Origin of the sequence: Streptomyces sp. NBC_01166 (assembly GCF_045039765.1) — a bacterium.
Taxonomy (GTDB): Bacteria; Actinomycetota; Actinomycetes; order Streptomycetales; family Streptomycetaceae; genus Streptomyces.
The window spans coordinates 5,059,349-5,077,936 of the sequence record NZ_CP108613.1; the positions used below are offsets into that span (position 1 = coordinate 5,059,349).

17 protein-coding genes are annotated in these 18,588 nt (G+C 70.8%); 10 read left to right on the forward strand and 7 right to left on the reverse strand.

Features of this window, described 5'->3' with window-relative positions; genetic code table 11:
• Positions 1-138 precede the first annotated feature (138 nt).
• The 5 genes from rpsM to truA all read left to right on the forward strand — a co-directional run bounded on the left by rpsM (position 139) and on the right by truA (position 3,756).
• Positions 139-519: a 30S ribosomal protein S13 gene (gene rpsM / locus OG379_RS23445; protein ID WP_014154579.1), complete on the forward strand. Its 381-nt coding sequence runs from the start codon at positions 139-141 to the stop codon at positions 517-519.
• A gap of 104 nt (positions 520-623) precedes the next feature.
• Entirely contained in the window at positions 624-1,028 is a 405-nt protein-coding gene (gene rpsK, locus OG379_RS23450) for a 30S ribosomal protein S11 (protein WP_003956432.1), read from the forward strand.
• 137 nt (positions 1,029-1,165) lie between these two features.
• Entirely contained in the window at positions 1,166-2,188 is a 1,023-nt protein-coding gene (locus OG379_RS23455; protein WP_003966937.1) for a DNA-directed RNA polymerase subunit alpha, read from the forward strand.
• A gap of 131 nt (positions 2,189-2,319) precedes the next feature.
• Complete coding sequence (gene rplQ / locus OG379_RS23460) at positions 2,320-2,823, forward strand: 50S ribosomal protein L17 (RefSeq protein WP_362935024.1); 504 nt, start codon at positions 2,320-2,322, stop codon at positions 2,821-2,823.
• 78 nt (positions 2,824-2,901) lie between these two features.
• Positions 2,902-3,756 (forward strand): tRNA pseudouridine(38-40) synthase TruA, encoded by an 855-nt coding sequence (gene truA / locus OG379_RS23465; RefSeq protein ID WP_405665003.1) that lies wholly within the window; start codon positions 2,902-2,904, stop codon positions 3,754-3,756.
• On the opposite strand, the gene OG379_RS23470 is transcribed toward truA, so the two are convergent.
• Positions 3,725-5,611 (reverse strand): hypothetical protein, encoded by a 1,887-nt coding sequence (locus OG379_RS23470; protein ID WP_405665004.1) that lies wholly within the window; start codon positions 5,609-5,611, stop codon positions 3,725-3,727. The genes truA and OG379_RS23470 overlap by 32 nt on opposite strands.
• 70 nt (positions 5,612-5,681) lie before the next feature.
• A complete protein-coding gene (locus OG379_RS23475; protein ID WP_405665005.1) occupies positions 5,682-6,533 on the reverse strand; it encodes a hypothetical protein in 852 nt (283 codons plus the stop codon).
• 67 nt (positions 6,534-6,600) lie between these two features.
• On the opposite strand from OG379_RS23475, the gene OG379_RS23480 reads away from it, so the two are divergent.
• The 4 genes from OG379_RS23480 (at position 6,601) to glmM (ending at position 11,055) form a co-directional block, all read left to right on the forward strand.
• Complete coding sequence (locus OG379_RS23480) at positions 6,601-8,220, forward strand: ABC-F family ATP-binding cassette domain-containing protein (protein ID WP_405665006.1); 1,620 nt, start codon at positions 6,601-6,603, stop codon at positions 8,218-8,220.
• 230 nt (positions 8,221-8,450) lie between these two features.
• Positions 8,451-8,894: a 50S ribosomal protein L13 gene (rplM, locus tag OG379_RS23485; protein WP_030914195.1), complete on the forward strand. Its 444-nt coding sequence runs from the start codon at positions 8,451-8,453 to the stop codon at positions 8,892-8,894.
• Between the two features lie 45 nt (positions 8,895-8,939).
• On the forward strand, positions 8,940-9,476 hold the full coding sequence (rpsI, locus tag OG379_RS23490; RefSeq protein WP_393762454.1) for a 30S ribosomal protein S9: 537 nt from the start codon (positions 8,940-8,942) through the stop codon (positions 9,474-9,476).
• Positions 9,477-9,696: 220 nt separating this feature from the next.
• Positions 9,697-11,055: a phosphoglucosamine mutase gene (gene glmM, locus OG379_RS23495; RefSeq protein WP_393762452.1), complete on the forward strand. Its 1,359-nt coding sequence runs from the start codon at positions 9,697-9,699 to the stop codon at positions 11,053-11,055.
• A 7-nt stretch (positions 11,056-11,062) separates the two neighbouring features.
• Here the strand turns inward: glmM and OG379_RS23500 are convergent, their stop codons facing one another.
• The 5 genes from OG379_RS23500 to OG379_RS23520 all read right to left on the reverse strand — a co-directional run bounded on the left by OG379_RS23500 (position 11,063) and on the right by OG379_RS23520 (position 16,582).
• Positions 11,063-12,655: a PH domain-containing protein gene (locus OG379_RS23500; RefSeq protein ID WP_405665007.1), complete on the reverse strand. Its 1,593-nt coding sequence runs from the start codon at positions 12,653-12,655 to the stop codon at positions 11,063-11,065.
• Between the two features lie 134 nt (positions 12,656-12,789).
• Positions 12,790-13,752 carry a DUF389 domain-containing protein gene (locus OG379_RS23505; RefSeq protein ID WP_405665008.1) on the reverse strand — a complete coding sequence of 321 codons (963 nt, stop codon included), beginning with the start codon at positions 13,750-13,752 and terminating at the stop codon, positions 12,790-12,792.
• An 18-nt stretch (positions 13,753-13,770) separates the two neighbouring features.
• Positions 13,771-14,763 (reverse strand): type I pantothenate kinase, encoded by a 993-nt coding sequence (gene coaA, locus OG379_RS23510; protein WP_393762445.1) that lies wholly within the window; start codon positions 14,761-14,763, stop codon positions 13,771-13,773.
• A 251-nt stretch (positions 14,764-15,014) separates the two neighbouring features.
• Positions 15,015-15,986 carry a CU044_5270 family protein gene (locus tag OG379_RS23515; RefSeq protein ID WP_405665009.1) on the reverse strand — a complete coding sequence of 324 codons (972 nt, stop codon included), beginning with the start codon at positions 15,984-15,986 and terminating at the stop codon, positions 15,015-15,017.
• Entirely contained in the window at positions 15,974-16,582 is a 609-nt protein-coding gene (locus OG379_RS23520) for an RNA polymerase sigma factor (protein ID WP_405665010.1), read from the reverse strand. Before OG379_RS23520 ends, OG379_RS23515 begins: the two co-directional genes overlap by 13 nt.
• A gap of 148 nt (positions 16,583-16,730) precedes the next feature.
• On the opposite strand from OG379_RS23520, the gene glmS reads away from it, so the two are divergent.
• Positions 16,731-18,578 carry a glutamine--fructose-6-phosphate transaminase (isomerizing) gene (gene glmS / locus OG379_RS23525; protein WP_405665011.1) on the forward strand — a complete coding sequence of 616 codons (1,848 nt, stop codon included), beginning with the start codon at positions 16,731-16,733 and terminating at the stop codon, positions 18,576-18,578.
• Positions 18,579-18,588: the final 10 nt, after the last annotated feature.

The following is an 18,588-nucleotide window of genomic DNA, read 5'->3' on the forward strand; positions in this document are numbered from 1 at the left end:
AGCCCGTCCAAGCTTCGGCTGACGACACCTCCGGCGGGGGCCGGGGACCCGGGCGTACCACCTCTTCCCACGCGGACGAGGTCGGCGTTCGGGAGTGGCACTGCGGAAGACCCCCGAAATAACAACTGGAGCCATTGAATGGCACGCGTTTCAGGTGTTGACATCCCGCGTGAAAAGCGCGTGGAGGTTGCCCTCACCTACGTCTTCGGTATCGGGCGCACCCGGTCCAAGGAGATCCTCGCCGCCGCCGGCGTGAACCCGAACACCCGCGTTCGTGACCTGGCCGAAGAGGACCTGGTCAAGATCCGCGAGTACGTGGACGCCAACCTTCGCACCGAGGGTGACCTTCGCCGCGAGATCCAGGGCGACATCCGCCGCAAGATCGAGATCGGCTGCTACCAGGGCATCCGGCACCGCCGCGGTCTGCCGGTCCACGGTCAGCGCACCAGCACCAACGCGCGTACCCGTAAGGGCCCGCGTCGCGCCATCGCCGGTAAGAAGAAGCCGGGCAAGAAGTAGTCCTCAGCGGACGTACTGCGGGTGTCCGGTCACCGGGCCTCCGCGGAAACCAGCGGTCTTCGCTGTAGGACCGATCACCTCCCCTCTCCATCTGGAGTCAAGACATGCCCCCCAAGGGTCGTCAGGGCGCAGCCAAGAAGGTGCGTCGCAAGGAAAAGAAGAACGTCGCTCACGGGCACGCCCACATCAAGAGCACGTTCAACAACACCATCGTCTCGATCACGGACCCCTCGGGCAACGTGATCTCCTGGGCCTCCGCCGGCCACGTCGGCTTCAAGGGCTCGCGCAAGTCCACCCCCTTCGCCGCGCAGATGGCCGCCGAGTCGGCCGCCCGCCGCGCGCAGGAGCACGGCATGCGCAAGGTCGACGTCTTCGTGAAGGGTCCGGGCTCCGGCCGCGAGACCGCGATCCGCTCCCTCCAGGCCACGGGCCTCGAGGTCGGTTCGATCCAGGACGTCACCCCGACGCCGCACAACGGCTGCCGTCCGCCGAAGCGTCGCCGCGTCTGATTCGTCACGGCCGGTGACGGCCGTGCGTCAGTAGCGTCGGATCCGGGCGGTATGTCCTTCCCAGGGCGTGCCGCCCGTATCCTTGTTTCATCTGTCGGGCATCAAATAGTGGGTGCCCACGACTGAAGGATTCCTTCATGCTTATCGCTCAGCGTCCGTCGCTGACCGAAGAGGTCGTCGACGAGTTCCGCTCCCGGTTCGTGATCGAGCCGCTGGAGCCGGGCTTCGGTTACACCCTCGGTAACTCCCTGCGTCGTACCCTCCTCTCCTCGATCCCCGGTGCCGCTGTCACCAGCATCCGGATCGACGGTGTCCTGCACGAGTTCACCACCGTGCCGGGCGTCAAGGAGGACGTGACCGACCTCATCCTCAACATCAAGCAGCTGGTCGTCTCCTCGGAGCACGACGAGCCGGTCGTGATGTACCTGCGCAAGCAGGGTCCCGGCCTGGTCACCGCTGCTGACATCGCCCCGCCGGCCGGTGTCGAGGTCCACAACCCGGACCTGGTCCTGGCCACGCTCAACGGCAAGGGCAAGCTGGAGATGGAGCTGACCGTCGAGCGCGGTCGCGGCTACGTCTCCGCCGTCCAGAACAAGCAGGTGGGCCAGGAGATCGGCCGGATCCCGGTCGACTCCATCTACTCGCCGGTGCTCAAGGTCACGTACAAGGTCGAGGCGACCCGTGTCGAGCAGCGCACCGACTTCGACAAGCTGATCGTCGACGTCGAGACCAAGCAGGCCATGCGTCCCCGTGACGCCATGGCGTCGGCCGGTAAGACCCTGGTCGAGCTGTTCGGCCTGGCGCGCGAGCTCAACATCGACGCCGAGGGCATCGACATGGGCCCGTCCCCGACGGACGCCGCGCTCGCCGCCGATCTGGCGCTGCCGATCGAGGAGCTCGAGCTCACGGTCCGTTCGTACAACTGCCTCAAGCGCGAGGGCATCCACTCCGTGGGTGAGCTCGTGGCCCGCTCCGAGGCGGACCTGCTCGACATCCGCAACTTCGGTGCGAAGTCGATCGACGAGGTCAAGGCGAAGCTGGCCGGTATGGGCCTGGCGCTCAAGGACTCGCCTCCCGGCTTCGACCCGACCGCTGCCGCGGACGCCTTCGGCGCGGACGACGACGCGGACGCCGGTTTCGTGGAGACCGAGCAGTACTGAGCCGCCTCCCGGCGGGGGGTGCCCATGGGCGCCCCCCGCCGGGGCAAGTAAGGACTTCCGCGGGGCGGCCGCCTCGCGGGAACTGACACCGGTACCTGATACGGCCGGTGCAGCACACAAGGAGAAAAACCATGCCTCAGCCCGCCAAGGGTGCCCGTCTGGGCGGCAGCGCTGCGCACGAGAAGCTTCTTCTCATCAACCTCGCGAAGTCGCTGTTCGAGCACGGCCGCATCACCACGACCGAGGCCAAGGCCCGCCGCCTGCGTCCGGTCGCCGAGCGTTTCATCACCAAGGCGAAGAAGGGCGACATCCACAACCGTCGCCTGGTGCTGCAGTCGATCACGGACAAGGGCATCGTGCACACGCTCTTCACCGAGATCGCCCCGCGGTACGAGAACCGCCCCGGTGGTTACACCCGCATCACCAAGATCGGCAACCGTCGTGGCGACAACGCCCCGATGGCCGTCATCGAGCTGGTCGAGGCGCTGACCGTGGCCCAGCAGGCCACCGGTGAGGCCGAGGCCGCGACGAAGCGTGCTGTCAAGGAAGACGCCCTCAAGAAGGACGAGGCTCCGGCCGAGACCGTCGAGGACGCCAAGCCGGCCGACGCCGCTGAGGAGTCCAAGGACGCCTGAGCGTTCTGAGACCCAGGTACGGGCCCGCATCACCCTTCGGGGCGGTGCGGGCCCGTTCGGTTTTGAGAGGATCTGCGGGTGAGTGACGAGGCAGAGCCCGGCTTTGTACGGGTACGGCTGGACCTTTCCTACGACGGCAAGGACTTCTCCGGCTGGGCGAAGCAGACCAGCAGGCGCACGGTGCAGGGCGAGATCGAGGACGCGCTGCGCACCGTGACGCGGTCGTCGGTGACGTACGACCTGACGGTGGCCGGGCGCACCGACGCCGGGGTGCACGCGCGCGGGCAGGTGGCGCACGTCGACCTGCCGGCCGAGGTGTGGGCGGAGCACGAGGAGAAGCTGCTGCGGCGGATGGCGGGGCGCCTGCCGCTGGACGTACGGATCTGGCGGGCGGCCGAGGCCCCCGCGGGGTTCAACGCGCGCTTCTCCGCGCTGTGGCGGCGTTACGCGTACCGCGTGGGGGACCGGCCGGGCGGTGTGGACCCGCTGACCCGCGGCCATGTGCTCTGGCACGACCGGCCGCTGAACCTGGACGCGATGAACGAGGCGGCCGCCCTGATGGTGGGGGAGCACGACTTCGCCGCGTACTGCAAGAAGCGTGAGGGTGCGACGACCATCCGTACGCTCCAGAAGCTGCACTGGGTGCGGGACGCGGAGTCGGGTGTGCTGACGGCGACCGTTCAGGCGGACGCGTTCTGCCACAACATGGTGCGGGCGCTGATCGGCGCGGCGCTGTTCGTCGGGGACGGGCGCAGGCCGGCCGGGTGGCCTGCCGAGGTGCTGGCGGCCAAGGTGCGGGATCCGGCGGTGCACGTGGTGCGGCCGCACGGGCTGACGCTGGAGGAAGTGGCCTATCCGGCCGACGAGTTGCTGGCGGCCAGGGCGCTGGAGGCCCGGAACGTCAGGACGCTTCCGGGGGCGGGCTGCTGCTGACCGGTCTGCGGCGCCGGGCCCGGAGCAGCTTGGCCGCGAAGTACAGGGCGACGGCGGTGGACGCGGTGGAGCGGAACCAGCCGATGTCGGGCGTCCACCAGGCGTAGACCGCCGCCGCGCTGAAGAAGAGCAGTCCGGCCGTGCGCAGGACCCACCAGCGGGCCGGGTGCGGTTCGTCCGGGGCGGGGGCCTCCGGGTGGACGCCGTCCTTGGTGGTCATGGTGTCCCGCATGCCCGCGAGGAAGCCGCGCCGGGCCAGCACCCGGGCCCCGGGGAGCGCCGTGAGGATCTCCTGCTCGCCCCCGTATCCGGCCGGCAGCGGCGGGAGGCCCAGGGCGGCGACGAGCTCTCCCTGGTGGCGGGCGGGATCGCCGGTGGCCCGCAGGATGTGTGCCAGGGGACGCGGGTCGGTCAGCTTGTACACCCGGGCCAGCGCGGCGGCCGTCGCGCCCGCCTCGGCGTGGTCGGTGGCGGGTGCGGCGGTCTCCCAGGTGTGGTCCGTCACCTTCCTGCCCCGGTGCAGCAGGGTGAAGCTGCTGCGTTCCGGGGTGCGGTGCAGGACCAGGGCGGGCCACTCCTCGGCCGTGGTGAAGTTGTCGGCCGCCGAGGTGAGCGGGTCCTCCGGGAGCAGGGCCGCGCGTTTGCCGCGTACGGGGTCCGGGACGATCTCGACGTACGTGTGATGGCTGCCGGCCGGAGCCGTCCGCAGGCTGTGGCCGCAGATCAGGGCGGCGTGGGCCACCTCGGTGGGGCCGGTGGAGGCGATGGCGACCGACCGCGGTGCCAGCTCACCCTCCCATTCGGGCGCGCCGGTGGCCGGGGGCTCGGGGGAGGGGCGGAAGAAGGGGACCTTCATGGCCAACTCGACGCGGGTGTCGGAGCGGGCCTCCAGGAATTCGGCCCGGGGCTCGCCGAAATAGGTCCACGGGAAGGTCGTGGCGTGCACCCCGATGCTGCGGAAGGCCGTGAGGGCCTCCTCGTAGCGGTTCATCGACCACAGGACCAGGGCCAGGTGGTTCCGGAAGCCGGCGGCCTCCCGGTCCCCCGGGGCGTAGCTGTCGGACAGGGCCTGGGCGCGGGTCACCGCCGCCTCGGCGCGGGCGGTGTGGTCGGGGCCGGACGTCTCCTCGTCGGCGATCAGGTATTCGACGACGGCCTGGAGCGGCAGCGCGTGGAGCCGGGAGCCGGGAGGTGCCTGATCGGCCGCGCGCTCGGCGAAGGCGAACATCTCCTCGTGCGAGCCGTACCACTTGCCGCAGAGGTACTGGAGCGCCTGGGTGTGGCAGCCCTCGTGGTGCGGGTCGCGTGCGTTCGCCTCGGCCAGATAGGTGTCGAAGACGTCCCGCGGGGCCTGGATGCCCCGGGCCTGGGTCAGCGCGACGCGCCACGGGACGGGGTCGTCGGGGTTGAGCTCGGCGGCGGCGGATATCACCGGCACCGAGTCCCGCAGCACCGCGTGGAACGCCCGGAACTGGTCGGCCTCGATGTGCTTGGCCCGGGCCCCCGTCCGTATCTGCCAGGCCTGGCAGATGTACTGGTCGGCCTTGACCAGTACGGCGTCGGGGTCTTCCGGGGACTCCTCCAGCCAGCTGTCCAGCCAGCCCGGGTGGTGCAGCGAGGCCCGTGCGAGGCGGGTGACACAGGTGTCCCTGCGCTCCCACTGGGCGTGCTCGCGGGTGAGGGCGAGCAGTTCGGCGGCCGGGGCGTGGTCACCCGCCGCGGCGGCGGCGAGGGCCACCCGCAGCGAGGGGTCCGGGGCGTCGAGGACCACGGCCTCGTCCGGGGGCAGACCGGCGCCTATCGCGTCACTGTGGCGCAGGACGCGCGGGAGGGTGAAGAGGGTGGTCAGACGCACGGCTGCGGGTCCTCGGTCGAGGGGAGGGACGGGGACTGGTGCGTGGGGGGACGGAGCACAGCACGGGCGGTCAGACGACGGGGGCCCCTGCGGCGGCCGAGGCCTGGACCTCGCCGCGGTGTCGGATCTGCCGGAAGGTGAAGTCGGTCAGGTCGTCACCCACCTTGTACGCGTCCCTGGAGGCCGTGGTGACGTTCTTCCCGCTGGTGTAGCCGCCGATCGTGAAGTAGGCGTAACGGCCGTAGGAGTTGGCGGTGCGCCGGCAGACGGATCCGCCGCGGCAGAAGGTGGGGACTCCCGAACCGCTGAGCGAGGCGACTCCGCCGGACGCCTGCTGGGCGGCCTTCCTGGCCTCCGCCTCGGTGCCGAAGACGGCGAGTCCGACGGTGACCGCCACGCCACCCTTGCTGTACGTCGCGCGGATGACCTGGTCACAGCCGTTGTTCTCGAGGATCGAGCCGAGCGCGCCCTGGGTCGTCGCGGCGCAGTTCGCCGTGCGGGCGGTGGCGCCCTTGGCGTAGACGCGGTCGCCCATGGTCAGCTTCTTGCCGGGGAAGAAGGCGTTGACGTCCACCGGGGCCTTGTCCTTCTTCTCGTCGGCTATGTAGTCCTTCGGGTCCGGCGGGGGCGGCGGTGCCACCGAGGAGAAGGAGGGCTCCGGTGCGGAGGTCTCCGAGGGCAGGTCGGCGGGGGCCGGCAGCTCGCTCGCGTTCTTGTCCGACCCGGAGGCCCCGCCTCCGTCGGTCGTGATGACGGCCGTGGCCACGATCGCGGCCACCGCGGCGGTGGCCAGCGCACCGCCGCCGATCATCAGCCACTTCTTGCGCCTGCCGCGTGCCGCGGACGCCTCCGCGAGCGCCGCCCAGTCCGGAGTCCGGCTCTCTCCCGGCCCCCAGGAGGGCCCCCCTTGCCCAAAGCTCATGCGGCGAATCCTAGACCGACCGTAATCCGGTTGGGTCAACGGTTCGCATGCCGTGACAATGCTGTGCATGGGACATCTTGAAGCGGGCCATCTGGAGTACTACCTACCGGACGGACGGGTGCTGCTCGGCGACGCTTCGTTCCGGGTGGCCGACGGCGCCGTCGTCGCCCTCGTCGGCGCGAACGGGGCGGGCAAGACGACGCTGCTGAAGCTGCTCGCCGGAGAGCTCCAGCCGCACGGCGGCTCGGTCTCGGTGAGCGGCGGGCTGGGCGTGATGGCCCAGTTCGTGGGCTCCGTACGCGACGAGCGGACCGTCCGCGACCTGCTGGTGTCCGTGGCCCAGCCCCGCATCAGGGAAGCGGCGAAGGCGGTCGACGCGGCGGAGGAGCGCATCCTCACCGTGGACGACGAGGCCGCGCAGATGGCGTACGCGCAGGCGCTCAGCGACTGGGCCGAGGCGCGGGGGTACGAGGCCGAGACGCTCTGGGACATGTGCACCACGGCCGCGCTCGGTGTCCCGTACGAGAAGGCGCAGTGGCGCGAGGTGCGCACGCTCAGCGGGGGCGAGCAGAAGCGGCTGGTCCTGGAGGCGCTGCTGAGGGGCCCGGACGAGGTGCTGCTCCTGGACGAGCCGGACAACTATCTGGACGTACCCGGCAAGCGGTGGCTGGAGGAGAAGCTCAAGGAGACCCGTAAGACGGTCCTCTTCGTCTCCCACGACCGGGAGCTGCTCTCGCGGGCCGCCGAGAAGATCGTGAGTGTGGAGCCAAGCCCCGCCGGCTCGGACGTCTGGGTGCACGGCGGCGGATTCGGGACGTACCACCAGGCCCGCAAGGAGCGTTTCGCGCGCTTCGAGGAGCTCCTGCGGCGCTGGGAGGAGGAGCACGCCCGGCTGAAGGCGCTCGTCCTGCGGATGCGGCAGCAGGCGGCGAACAGTCCCGACATGGCGAACCGCTACCACGCGATGCAGACCCGCTTCAAGAAGTTCGAGGAGGCGGGCCCGCCGCCGGAGCCGCCCCGCGAGCAGGACATCAGGATGCGGCTGCGCGGCGGGCGGACCGGGGTGCGGGCGGTGACGTGCGCCAACCTGGAGCTGACCGGTCTGATGAAGCCGTTCGACCTGGAGATCTACTACGGGGAGCGGGTCGCGGTCCTCGGCTCCAACGGTTCGGGGAAGTCGCACTTCCTGCGGCTGCTGGCCGGGGAGCCGGTCGCGCACACCGGTGAGTGGAAGCTCGGGGCGCGGGTCGTGCCCGGCCACTTCGCGCAGACGCACGCCCATCCGGAGCTGCTGGGCAAGACACTCGTCGAGATCCTGTGGACGGAGCACGCCAAGGACCGTGGCGGCGCGATGTCGGTGCTGCGGCGCTACGAGCTGGAGCGCCAGGGCGACCAGGCCTTCGAGAGGCTGTCCGGCGGGCAGCAGGCGCGGTTCCAGATCCTGCTCCTGGAGCTGGCCGGCACGACCGCGCTGCTGCTGGACGAGCCGACGGACAACCTGGACCTGGAGTCGGCCGAGGCACTGCAGGACGGGCTCGAGGTGTACGACGGGACGGTCGTGGCCGTGACGCACGACCGCTGGTTCGCGAAGTCCTTCGACCGCTATCTGGTCTTCGGCTCGGACGGGATGGTGCGGGAGTCCACGGAGCCGGTCTGGGACGAGCGCCGGGTCGAGCGGAAGCGGTAGGACCGGCGCGTTTTGACCCGTCCCGGGCGGGGCGGGTACTGTCGGTGGTTGTTATACGTATGGGCTTCGGCGTTCTCACGCGAAGAGCCCGTACGTAGGTTCTCTGGAGCAGTTACCAGTGGCTCGCATACGGGCATCGTCCCCGGCATTGTGTGCCCCAGCTGCATGATCGCTTCAGGGGTGCCATGTGTTGTCTGGACCTCATCCACTGAAGAAGCGAAGGCTACGAAGTGCGTACGTACAGCCCCAAGCCCGGCGATGTCACTCGCCAGTGGCACATCATCGACGCTGAGGACATCGTCCTCGGCCGTCTGGCCACCACGGCTGCGAACCTCCTCCGAGGCAAGCACAAGGCGATCTACGCCCCCCACATGGACATGGGCGACTTCGTCATCATCATCAACGCCGAGAAGGTTCACCTCTCCGGCAACAAGAAGACCCAGAAGATGGCGTACCGCCACTCGGGCTTCCCGGGCGGTCTCCGTTCCGTGCGCTACGACGAGCTCCTCTCGAAGAACCCCGAGAAGGCTGTCGAGAAGGCCATCAAGGGCATGATCCCCAAGAACACCCTGGGTCGCCAGATGCTCTCGAAGCTCAAGGTCTACGCGGGCGACCAGCACCCGCACGCTGCGCAGCAGCCGGTCCCGTTCGAGATCACCCAGGTCGCGCAGTAGTTCCGGCCTCCCCCCTAAGACGTAAAGAAAGATCTGAGGAGCATCGTGGCCGAGACCACTGTTGAGACGACCGCCGACGACACGGCGGGCACCGAGGGCGAAGAGACCTTCGCCGAGGTGACCACCTTCGAGTCGGAGGTCCCCGTCGAGGGTGAGTACACCTCCGAGTCGCTCGCCGGCCGCTTCGGCGACCCGCAGCCCGCGGCCGGCCTTGGCCGTCGCAAGAATGCCATCGCCCGCGTCCGGATCGTTCCGGGCACCGGCAAGTGGAAGATCAACGGTCGCACCCTTGAGGACTACTTCCCCAACAAGGTGCACCAGCAGGAAGTCAACGAGCCCTTCAAGGTGCTCGAGCTCGACGGCCGCTACGACGTCATCGCCCGCATCTCGGGTGGCGGCGTCTCCGGTCAGGCCGGCGCCCTGCGCCTCGGTGTGGCCCGCGCGCTGAACGAGGCGGACGCGGACAACAACCGCGCCACGCTGAAGAAGGCCGGCTTCCTCTCCCGCGACGACCGTGCGGTCGAGCGCAAGAAGGCCGGTCTCAAGAAGGCCCGTAAGGCCCCGCAGTACAGCAAGCGCTAAATCGCCTGCTCGTCTGCTTTACACGTTCGCCCCGGCGGCACACACCGTGCTGCTGGGGCGTTCGTTTATCAACCCGTGCGGGCGTATAACGGCATAAGACGTTTGCACGTTCATAGGGTCGGTGGCCTCAGGCGCACCCTTCTTTGTTGTGCCTTGCCTCGCTTCGCCCTGTTTTGATTACTTTGGTTTTGCGGTTTCGGAGCACTCTCGGAGGACACCAGTGGGACGACTCTTCGGCACGGACGGCGTGCGCGGCGTTGCCAACGCGGACCTGACAGCCGAGCTCGCGCTCGGGCTCTCGGTCGCGGCGGCGCACGTACTGGCCGAAGCGGGCACCTTCGAGGGGCATCGGGCCACCGCGCTGGTGGGCCGCGACCCCCGTGCGTCGGGAGAGTTCCTGGAGGCCGCCGTCGTGGCGGGCCTGGCCAGCGCCGGCGTGGACGTGCTGCGTGTCGGGGTGCTGCCCACCCCCGCCGTGGCGTACCTCACCGGCGCGCTGGGCGCGGACATCGGCGTCATGCTCTCGGCCAGCCACAACGCGATGCCGGACAACGGCATCAAGTTCTTCGCGCGCGGCGGGCACAAGCTCGCCGACGAGCTGGAGGACCGCATCGAGACGGTCTACGACCAGCACCGCACCGGTGAGCCGTGGAGCCGTCCGACCGGTGCCGGCGTGGGCCGCGTCACCGACTACACCGAGGGCTTCGACCGTTACGTCGCCCACCTCATCGGCGTCCTGCCGAACCGGCTCGACGGACTGAAGGTCGTCCTCGACGAGGCGCACGGCGCCGCCGCCCGCGTCTCGCCCGAGGCGTTCGCCCGGGCCGGGGCCGAGGTCGTCACCATCGGCGCAGAACCGGACGGCCTGAACATCAACGACGGCTGCGGCTCCACGCACCTGGAGCTGCTGCGGGCCGCCGTCGTCGAGCACGGCGCGGACCTCGGCATCGCGCACGACGGCGACGCGGACCGCTGCCTGGCCGTGGACGCGACCGGCGCGGAGGTCGACGGCGACCAGATCCTGGCGGTGCTCGCCCTCGCCATGCGCGACGCCGGCCAGCTGCGCAAGGACACCGTCGTCGGGACGGTCATGTCCAACCTCGGCTTCAAGATGGCGATGGAGCGGGAGGGCATCCAGCTCGTCCAGACCGCCGTCGGTGACCGCTACGTCCTGGAGTCGATGAAGGCCGAGGGCTTCGCGCTGGGCGGCGAGCAGTCCGGGCACGTCATCGTCCTGGACCACGCGACGACGGGTGACGGCACGCTGACCGGGCTGATGCTCGCGGCCCGGGTCGCCGCCACCGGCCGTACGCTCGCCGACCTGGCGGGTGTGATGCAGCGCCTCCCGCAGATCCTCATCAACGTGCCGGACGTCGACAAGTCCCGCGTGGACACCTCGCCCGAGGTAGCCGCCGCGGTGTCCCAGGCCGAGCACGCGCTGGGTGACACCGGTCGCGTACTCCTGCGCAAGTCGGGCACCGAGCCGCTCGTACGGGTCATGGTCGAGGCAGCCGACCTCGAACAGGCCCGCGCCGTGGCCGGGCAGCTGGCCGACGTGGTGAAGTCCGCGCTCGGCTGACGGCACCTCAGCTCCCGGACGGGCCCGGCCTCACGGCCGGGTCCGTCCTGCGTTCCGGCGGGCGCTGCCCGCGCTTCAGCTCCCGGATGATCCGGATCAGGTCGGCCGGAGCGGCCGCGAGGCGGACCGGCTCGCCGGCGTCGTCGAGTTCGGCGATGTGCCAGCTCCTGTGGACGGTGTCGCCGTCGCTGCCCCTGGCACGCCGTACGTCCGTGACGGTGAGCCGGTCCGCCGGTATCCGTCTGGCCGCGAAGCGGCCCGGGCCGGGATGGGGTGTCACCGCCGGCGGGCCGTCCCCCAGAACGATGTGGGTGCCGAAGCCGTTCGGGTTGTAGTCGGTGTGTTCGAGGAAGCGGGCGGCGAGGAAGCGGTCCTCCTTCTCCGGGGACCCGTCTTCGGTCTCCGCGACGTCCCCTGTCTCCGCGACGTCCCCGGGTGTACGGACGCGGGTGGCGTGCCAGGCCCAGGCGAACAGGACCGGTGTGGCCGACGCACCCGAGACCGCCCACGCGAGCGTCACGGGGGATCCGAGCGGGTCCGTCGGGTGGAGGTAGCAGAGCGGCAGCAGCCACGCGGCCGTACCGACGAGCGCGCCCGCGAACGGCAGCGCCGAGGGAAGGATCTCGTCGTCCGGCAGCCGGCGCCCCCGGCGGCGCAGCAGCACCCGGGCGCCGGGGTAGCCCGCCGCGAGGGCGCACCCGGCCGCGATGACGGCCACCTCTCCCGCACCGGTGAAGGGGTCGCGCCACACATGGTGTTCTCCGGCGACCTCCCTCACCTGATTCCGCCAGACGGTCAGTTCCACGCTGTCCCCGGGGTGGAATCCCCGGACGCCCTCCCGGGAGACCCCGAGGCGCTCCATCGGCCGGCCGTCGGCGAAGTAGAGCCAGCTGCTCTGCTTCCCTCCGCCGGCTTCCGTGCGCGCGATCACCGCTCTCCGGGTGCTCAGGCACTCGCCGCGCTCCGCGGCAGGCGTGCCGGCTGTGCAGGGGACGGCCGACCTCCACGCCCGTTCCTCCGACGCCGCGGCCGGAACGAACCACGCGGCCAGGCCCGCGCCCGCGAGCAGCAGCACGCACAGGGCCACCGGTACGGCCGAGCCACGCCCGGCGGTGCGGTACGAGATGACGGGGGCGTGGCCCGACTCCGGGGCCCCGTGACGGCGGTGCAGCGCGCGGAGCGTGTCCAGCTTCGCGTCGAATGCCGGGCGGTCCTCGGAGGATCCGCTCATCGGCAGGGGCAGCCGACGCGTGCGTCCGTCGTGCAGCAGCACGCTGACGCGGTAGATCTCCTGGTTGCGCCCGTACTGGATGTATGTGCGGAGGTCGGCGACGTCGGGCCACGGCATGTTCCGGCGGCGTAGCAGCGTCCGGGAGCGCAGGCCGCAGGCGTCCGCGCTCACCCGGGCGGTGGCCGCGTACAGGCACACGAGGCCCAGCAGTGCGAGCAGCAGGCCCACCGCCACCCACAGGTCCAGGCGCCCGCCCCGGTACGCCGCGCGCACCGCGGCCGGAGCGGCCCCGGCCGCCCCGAGCGCGACGAAGCACCACAGGGCACGCCTCCTGGCGGGGCGGCAGATCACTTCCCGGGCGTCGGTCATGTCCGGGATCGTGGCATCGTCGGGGCCGCTCCCGCATGTGCGGTGTACGGCAGATTCACCATGCGCGTCATTGCCGGGCCGTCACCCCCGGACGGGACACGGTCCCTTGGGCAGGCTCCCGCACGGGGCCGCGGTCACCTGGGAAGGTGCGCCGTCCGCCGGCCGGCCGGAGCCGTCCGGCGCGTCACGTTCCACAGCGCCCTCTGGACCAGCAGCGTCAGCGTCCCCGCCAGGACGATTCCGCCCAGGTTGGCCAGCAGCTGTGCCGACGATCCCCACGTCTGCTGGAGGTCCTGATAGCTGAAGGCCACCGCCGCGTTGGCGGCGGCCGGCACCGTGGTCACCGAGATCGCCACGCCGATCAGGGCCCCCGACTTCGCCGAGGTCAGCGAGAGCGTCCCCGCGATGCCCGCCAGGAGCGCGACCACGAACGACATCCAGTCCGGGTGCCAGATGAAGCCGGTGTTGGGCCTCTCCGCCTTGACCATGTCCTCGGTGAACAGCCCGAGGGCGTCCAGCAGCCAGGCGAAGCCGGCCGTGAGCACCATCGCCACCGCGAAGCCGCCGATCAGCGCCCACAGCGACCGCGCCACCAGCCGGGGCGCGCGCTGAACCAGCGCTGTCGAGATCCCGGCCAGCGGGCCGAACTCCGGGCCCACGGCCATCGCGCCCACGATCAGGACCGCGTTGTCCAGCATCACCCCGCACGCGGCGAGCATCGTCGCGAGGGCGAGGAAGGCAACGTAGGTGACGCTGAAGGTCGACTCCTCGTGGGTGACCTCGCTCAGCTCTTCCCAGAGGACCGCGTCCGCGCTCTCACCCGGCGCCGCCCGTTCGGCCTCGTCGGCGCGCCTGGAGAGGGTGAGGTCCATGTTCTCGACGGTGATGGAACCGCAGTCGTCGATGCCCATCTTCCGAAGTTGGCCGATGAGTTCGTCACCGGCCTCCCGGGCCACGTCGCACAGGACCACATCGCCCACCGGGCTCCGCGCGGCCCCTGCGAGCACCACGACATGGGCGGTGCCCACGGTCCGCTCGATCAGCCCGACCACCTCGTCGGTGCGGTCCGCGGGCACGATGAGGCGCAGATGCAGCACGGTGCACCCTTTCCGGAGTCAGAGCTTGCGCAGTGACAGACGCTGGACCTTGTGGTCCGGTCCCTTGCGGAGCACAAGGGTGGCACGGCCGCGCGTCGGCGCCACGTTCTCCAGCAGATTGGGCTTGTTGATGGTCCGCCACATCGTGCGCGCGTAGTCCAGCGCCTCCTCCTCGGAGACCTGGGTGTACTTGCGGAAGTACGAGAACGGGTTCTGGAACGCGGTCTCACGCAGCCGGCGGAAGCGGTGGAGGTACCAGGTCTCGATGTCCTCGGCCTTCGCGTCGACGTACACGCTGAAGTCGAAGTAGTCCGCGAGCCCGACCCTGGTCCGCCCGTCCTTGCCGGGCAGTGCGGGCTGGAGGACGTTCAGCCCCTCGACGATCAGGATGTCGGGGCGGCGCACGGTCAGCCGCTCACCCGGCACGATGTCGTAGATCAGATGCGAGTAGACGGGAGCGGTCACCTCGTCCTTGCCGGCCTTGATGTCGGCGACGAACCGGGTCAGCGCCCGCCGGTCGTACGACTCGGGGAACCCCTTGCGCGACATCAGGCCCCGTGACTCGAGCTCCTTCATCGGCAGCAGGAAGCCGTCGGTCGTGACCAGCTCCACGCGGGGGTGCTCCGGCCAGCGCGCCAGCAGCGCCTGCAGGATGCGGGCGGTGGTGGACTTGCCGACGGCGACGCTCCCGGCGACGCCTATGACGAACGGGGTACCGCGCTGCTCGCCGTGCCCGTTGCCCGCGTCACCCAGGAAGGTGTTCAGCGCACCGCGCAGGCCCGAGGTGGCCTGGACGTAGAGGTTGAGCAGCCGGGAGAGCGGCAGATAGACGTCCCGGACCTCGTCGAGGTCGATGACGTCGCCGAGCCCTCTCAACTTCTCGACCTCCTCCGCGGTCAGCGGAAGCGGAGTCTTGTCACGCAGGGCGCTCCACTCGGCCCGGGTCAGGTCGACGTAGGGCGTCGGCGCGTGCTCGGTGCGGCGGGGGCTCCGTGCGGGTGAGGTGATCACGTACTCATTGTTGCGGGAGTTTTAACGGAGTGGGGGGTGGGGTCGGTCACGTGGCTGCGGTTCTCCGGGACGGGAAGCGCACGCAGACGCGGTCGGCTCCTGCTGTCCGTGACGTGCCGATTCTTGTTCAGCGCCCGGAGCGGGGGCGAGTACGACGAGACGTCGGCCGAGCAGGGCGTCCCGGCCGGGGCCGGTGTCCGCACCCCTGTGGCGGACACCGGCACCGGCCGGGTGCATCAGGGCCGCGTCGCTCAGGGCTTGTCGCCCTCGGCGTCGACGACGGCTGCGGCGGTGCGGGCCTCGGTGAGCGTGATGTCACCGGCGGTGAGCTTCGGGTCGATGCCCTCGGTGCCTTCGGGCAGCTTCATCTCGTGGTCCTCCGCGACCACGAAGCGCAGGCCCGCGTAGCTGTAGTCGTACGGGGAGAGGAGCAGCTCGCGGCGTTGGTGGGTGCCCTCCTCCTCCCGGGTGACGGCGATGGCCTCGCGGCCGGCCGCGTCCTCGACGAGGTGGTCGGTGATCTCCACGCCGGGGACCGTGGCCATCGCCCGGTAGATGCGGGCGAGGGCGGCCGGGGCGAGCGGGTAGGACTCCATGAGCACGCCCAGACCGCGGAAGGTCTGCGCGCCCTCGCTCTCGGGGGTGTCGGCTCCTGAGGGGTAGAGGTCACGGACCTCGGCCAGCAGGGCCGCGGGATCAGCGGGCAGGGCGTTCGCGGCACGGTAGATCTGGCGGGCCGAGCGGTCGTCGTCCGACCCGTCCTTCTCCGCGGCGGCGTTGCCGTACGGGGTCCAGGAGTCGGGGTCGTACTGCACCTTGCCCCTCTGAGCGTCCCCGGTCGCCGGCTCCGGCTGTCCTATCACCTGCCTGGTGTAGATCCACTGGTCGTCGCGCGGCTCCGGGGGAGGCGTCAGGTCTTCCAGGAAGTCGGCTGCCCGGCCCAGGGTCTGGGCGGGGCCGGACAGGTCGAGGTCGCCCGCGACGGTGGCGGGGCCCGTGGAGCGTGGGTCGGAGGCGTCGAGCAGCTGGGTGCCGAGCAGGGCCGCAACGGTGACGGCCACGGCCGCGCCGAGTGAGGCGATCCGCCAGTCGGCCCGCAGCCTGCGGCCCTGCCGCTTGCCCGCGATGGCGTCGGTCAGCCGCTGCCGCCCGGGGGCGAGTGCGGAGCGGTCCGGTGCCGGGGCGCCGGCACGCAGCTCGCGCAGCTGGGTCATTTCGTCCATGACGGATTCAGCTCCTGGGGGGCCGAAGTGAACGCGGGGTCGATGCACAGCGCCTCGCGGACCTTGCGGCGGGCGCGGTTGAGACGGGAGCGGACGGTGCCGAGCGGTATCCCGAGCGCCTCGGCCACCTCCTGGTAGCCCAGGTCCGCCCAGGCGACCAGCAGCAGCACGTGCCGGTCCCCGGGGGAGAGCGCGGCGAGCGCGCCGGCCAGTGGCGCCTGGACGGCGATCCGGTCGTCGGAGCGCTCGCTCCAGGACGCGGCGACGGGGTCCTCACCGGTACGCGCCAGGGCCTTGAGGGCGCGGACCTCGCTGCGCCGGTGCTTGCCGATGAGGTTGGCGGCGATGCCGTACAGCCAGGGGCGGGCGAGGCGGTGGGCGGAGTCGTAGCGGGCGCGGGTTCGGAACGCGACGAGGAACACCTCGGCGGTGATGTCGTCCGCCGCGCCCTCCCCGAGGCGGCGGGCGGTGTACCGGTGGATGTCCGCCGCGTGGCGGTCGTACAGCCCGGCGAAGAGCTCCGGGTCGTCGAGGGACCGGGTGATCAGCTCGGCGTCGTCCGGCCCGCCCGGTGGCGGTGTTCGTCTTCCGGGCACAGCGCCTCCAGCGGTCCGGTCGGTAAGTCTGGCACCCCCTGTTGCCCGCACGGGCCGGAAAGGTTCACGGCCCGAGGGCACACTTTTGGCGCAGCGTCAGGCCCTTCGGCGCCACCCCCGCCAGGGGCACCAGCCTTATGGTGTCGTTATGTGCGGAATCGTGGGTTATGTCGGGGCGCAGTCGGCGCAGGATGTCGTTGTCGCGGGGCTGAAGCGGCTGGAGTACCGGGGGTACGACTCCGCCGGGGTCGCCGTCCTCGCGGACGGGGGGCTGGCCTCCGCGAAGAAGGCCGGGAAGCTCCTCAATCTGGAGAAGGAGCTCAAGGACCGGCCGCTGCCGGCCGGGAACACCGGCCTCGGGCACACCCGTTGGGCCACGCACGGCGGGCCGACCGATGCCAACGCCCACCCGCACCTCGACAACGCGGGCCGGGTCGCCGTCGTGCACAACGGGATCATCGAGAACTTCGCCGCCCTGCGCGAGGAGTTGGCCGGGCGGGGCCACGACCTGACCTCCGAGACCGACACCGAGGTGGTCGCCCATCTGCTCGCCGAGGCGTACTCGTCCGGCGGTGACCTGGCGGAGGCCCTGCGGCAGGTGTGCCGGCAGCTGGAGGGGGCGTTCACGCTGGTCGCCGTGCACGCGGACGAGCCCGGCGTGGTCGTCGGGGCCCGGCGGAACTCGCCGCTGGTCGTCGGAGTGGGGGAAGGGGAGATGTTCCTGGCCTCCGACGTGGCCGCCTTCATCGCGCACACCCGGGACGCGATCGAGCTCGGCCAGGACCAGGTGGTCGAGCTGGGCCGGGACGGGGTGACGGTCACCGGTTTCGACGGCCTGCCCGCCGACGTACGCGAGTACCACGTGGACTGGGACGCCTCGGCCGCCGAGAAGGGCGGCTACGCCTCATTCATGCTCAAGGAGATCGCCGACCAGCCCAAGGCCGTGGCCGACACGCTGCTCGGCCGGATCGACGGCTCGGGCGCGCTCCACCTCGACGAGGTGCGCATCTCGCCGGGTGTGCTCCGCGAGGTCGACAAGGTCGTCGTCGTCGCCTGCGGGACCGCCTTCCACGCCGGGATGATCGCCAAGTACGCCATCGAGCACTGGACCAGGCTGCCCTGCGAGACGGAGCTCGCCAGCGAGTTCCGCTACCGCGACCCGATCCTGGACCAGCGCACCCTCGTCGTCGCCATCTCGCAGTCCGGCGAGACGATGGACACGCTGATGGCGGTCCGGCACGCCCGTGAGCAGGGGGCGAGGGTCCTCGCCATCTGCAACACGAACGGGTCGACCATCCCCAGGGAGTCGGACGCGGTCCTCTACACGCACGCCGGGCCGGAGGTCGCCGTCGCCTCCACCAAGGCGTTCCTGACCCAGCTCGTCGCCTGCTACCTCGTGGCGCTCTACCTCGGACAGGTGCGCGGCACCAAGAGGGGCGACGAGATCCGCACGGTCGTGCGCCAGCTCTCCGAGATGTCCGGCGCCGTCGAACGCGTGCTGGGGACCATGGAGCCGGTGCGTGAACTGGCCCGCTCCCTGGCCACCCACGACACCGTGCTCTTCGTGGGCCGGCACGTGGGCTACCCGGTGGCCATGGAAGGCGCGCTGAAGCTCAAGGAGCTCGCGTACATGCATGCCGAGGGCTTCGCCGCGGGGGAGCTCAAGCACGGGCCGATCGCCCTGATCGAGGAGGGGCTGCCGGTCGTCGTGATCGTGCCGTCCCCGCGCGGCCGTTCGGTGCTGCACGACAAGATCGTGTCGAACATCCAGGAGATCCGGGCCCGTGGCGCCCTTACCGTCGTCATCGCGGAGGAGGGCGACGAGGAGGTCGTCCCGTACGCCGATCACCTCATCAGGATCCCGGCTACGCCTACGCTGCTTCAGCCGCTGGTCGCCACGGTGCCGTTGCAGGTCTTCGCCTGCGAGCTGGCGACCGCCCGGGGCAACGAGGTGGACCAGCCGCGCAATCTGGCGAAGTCCGTGACAGTCGAGTGAGTGAGTGAGC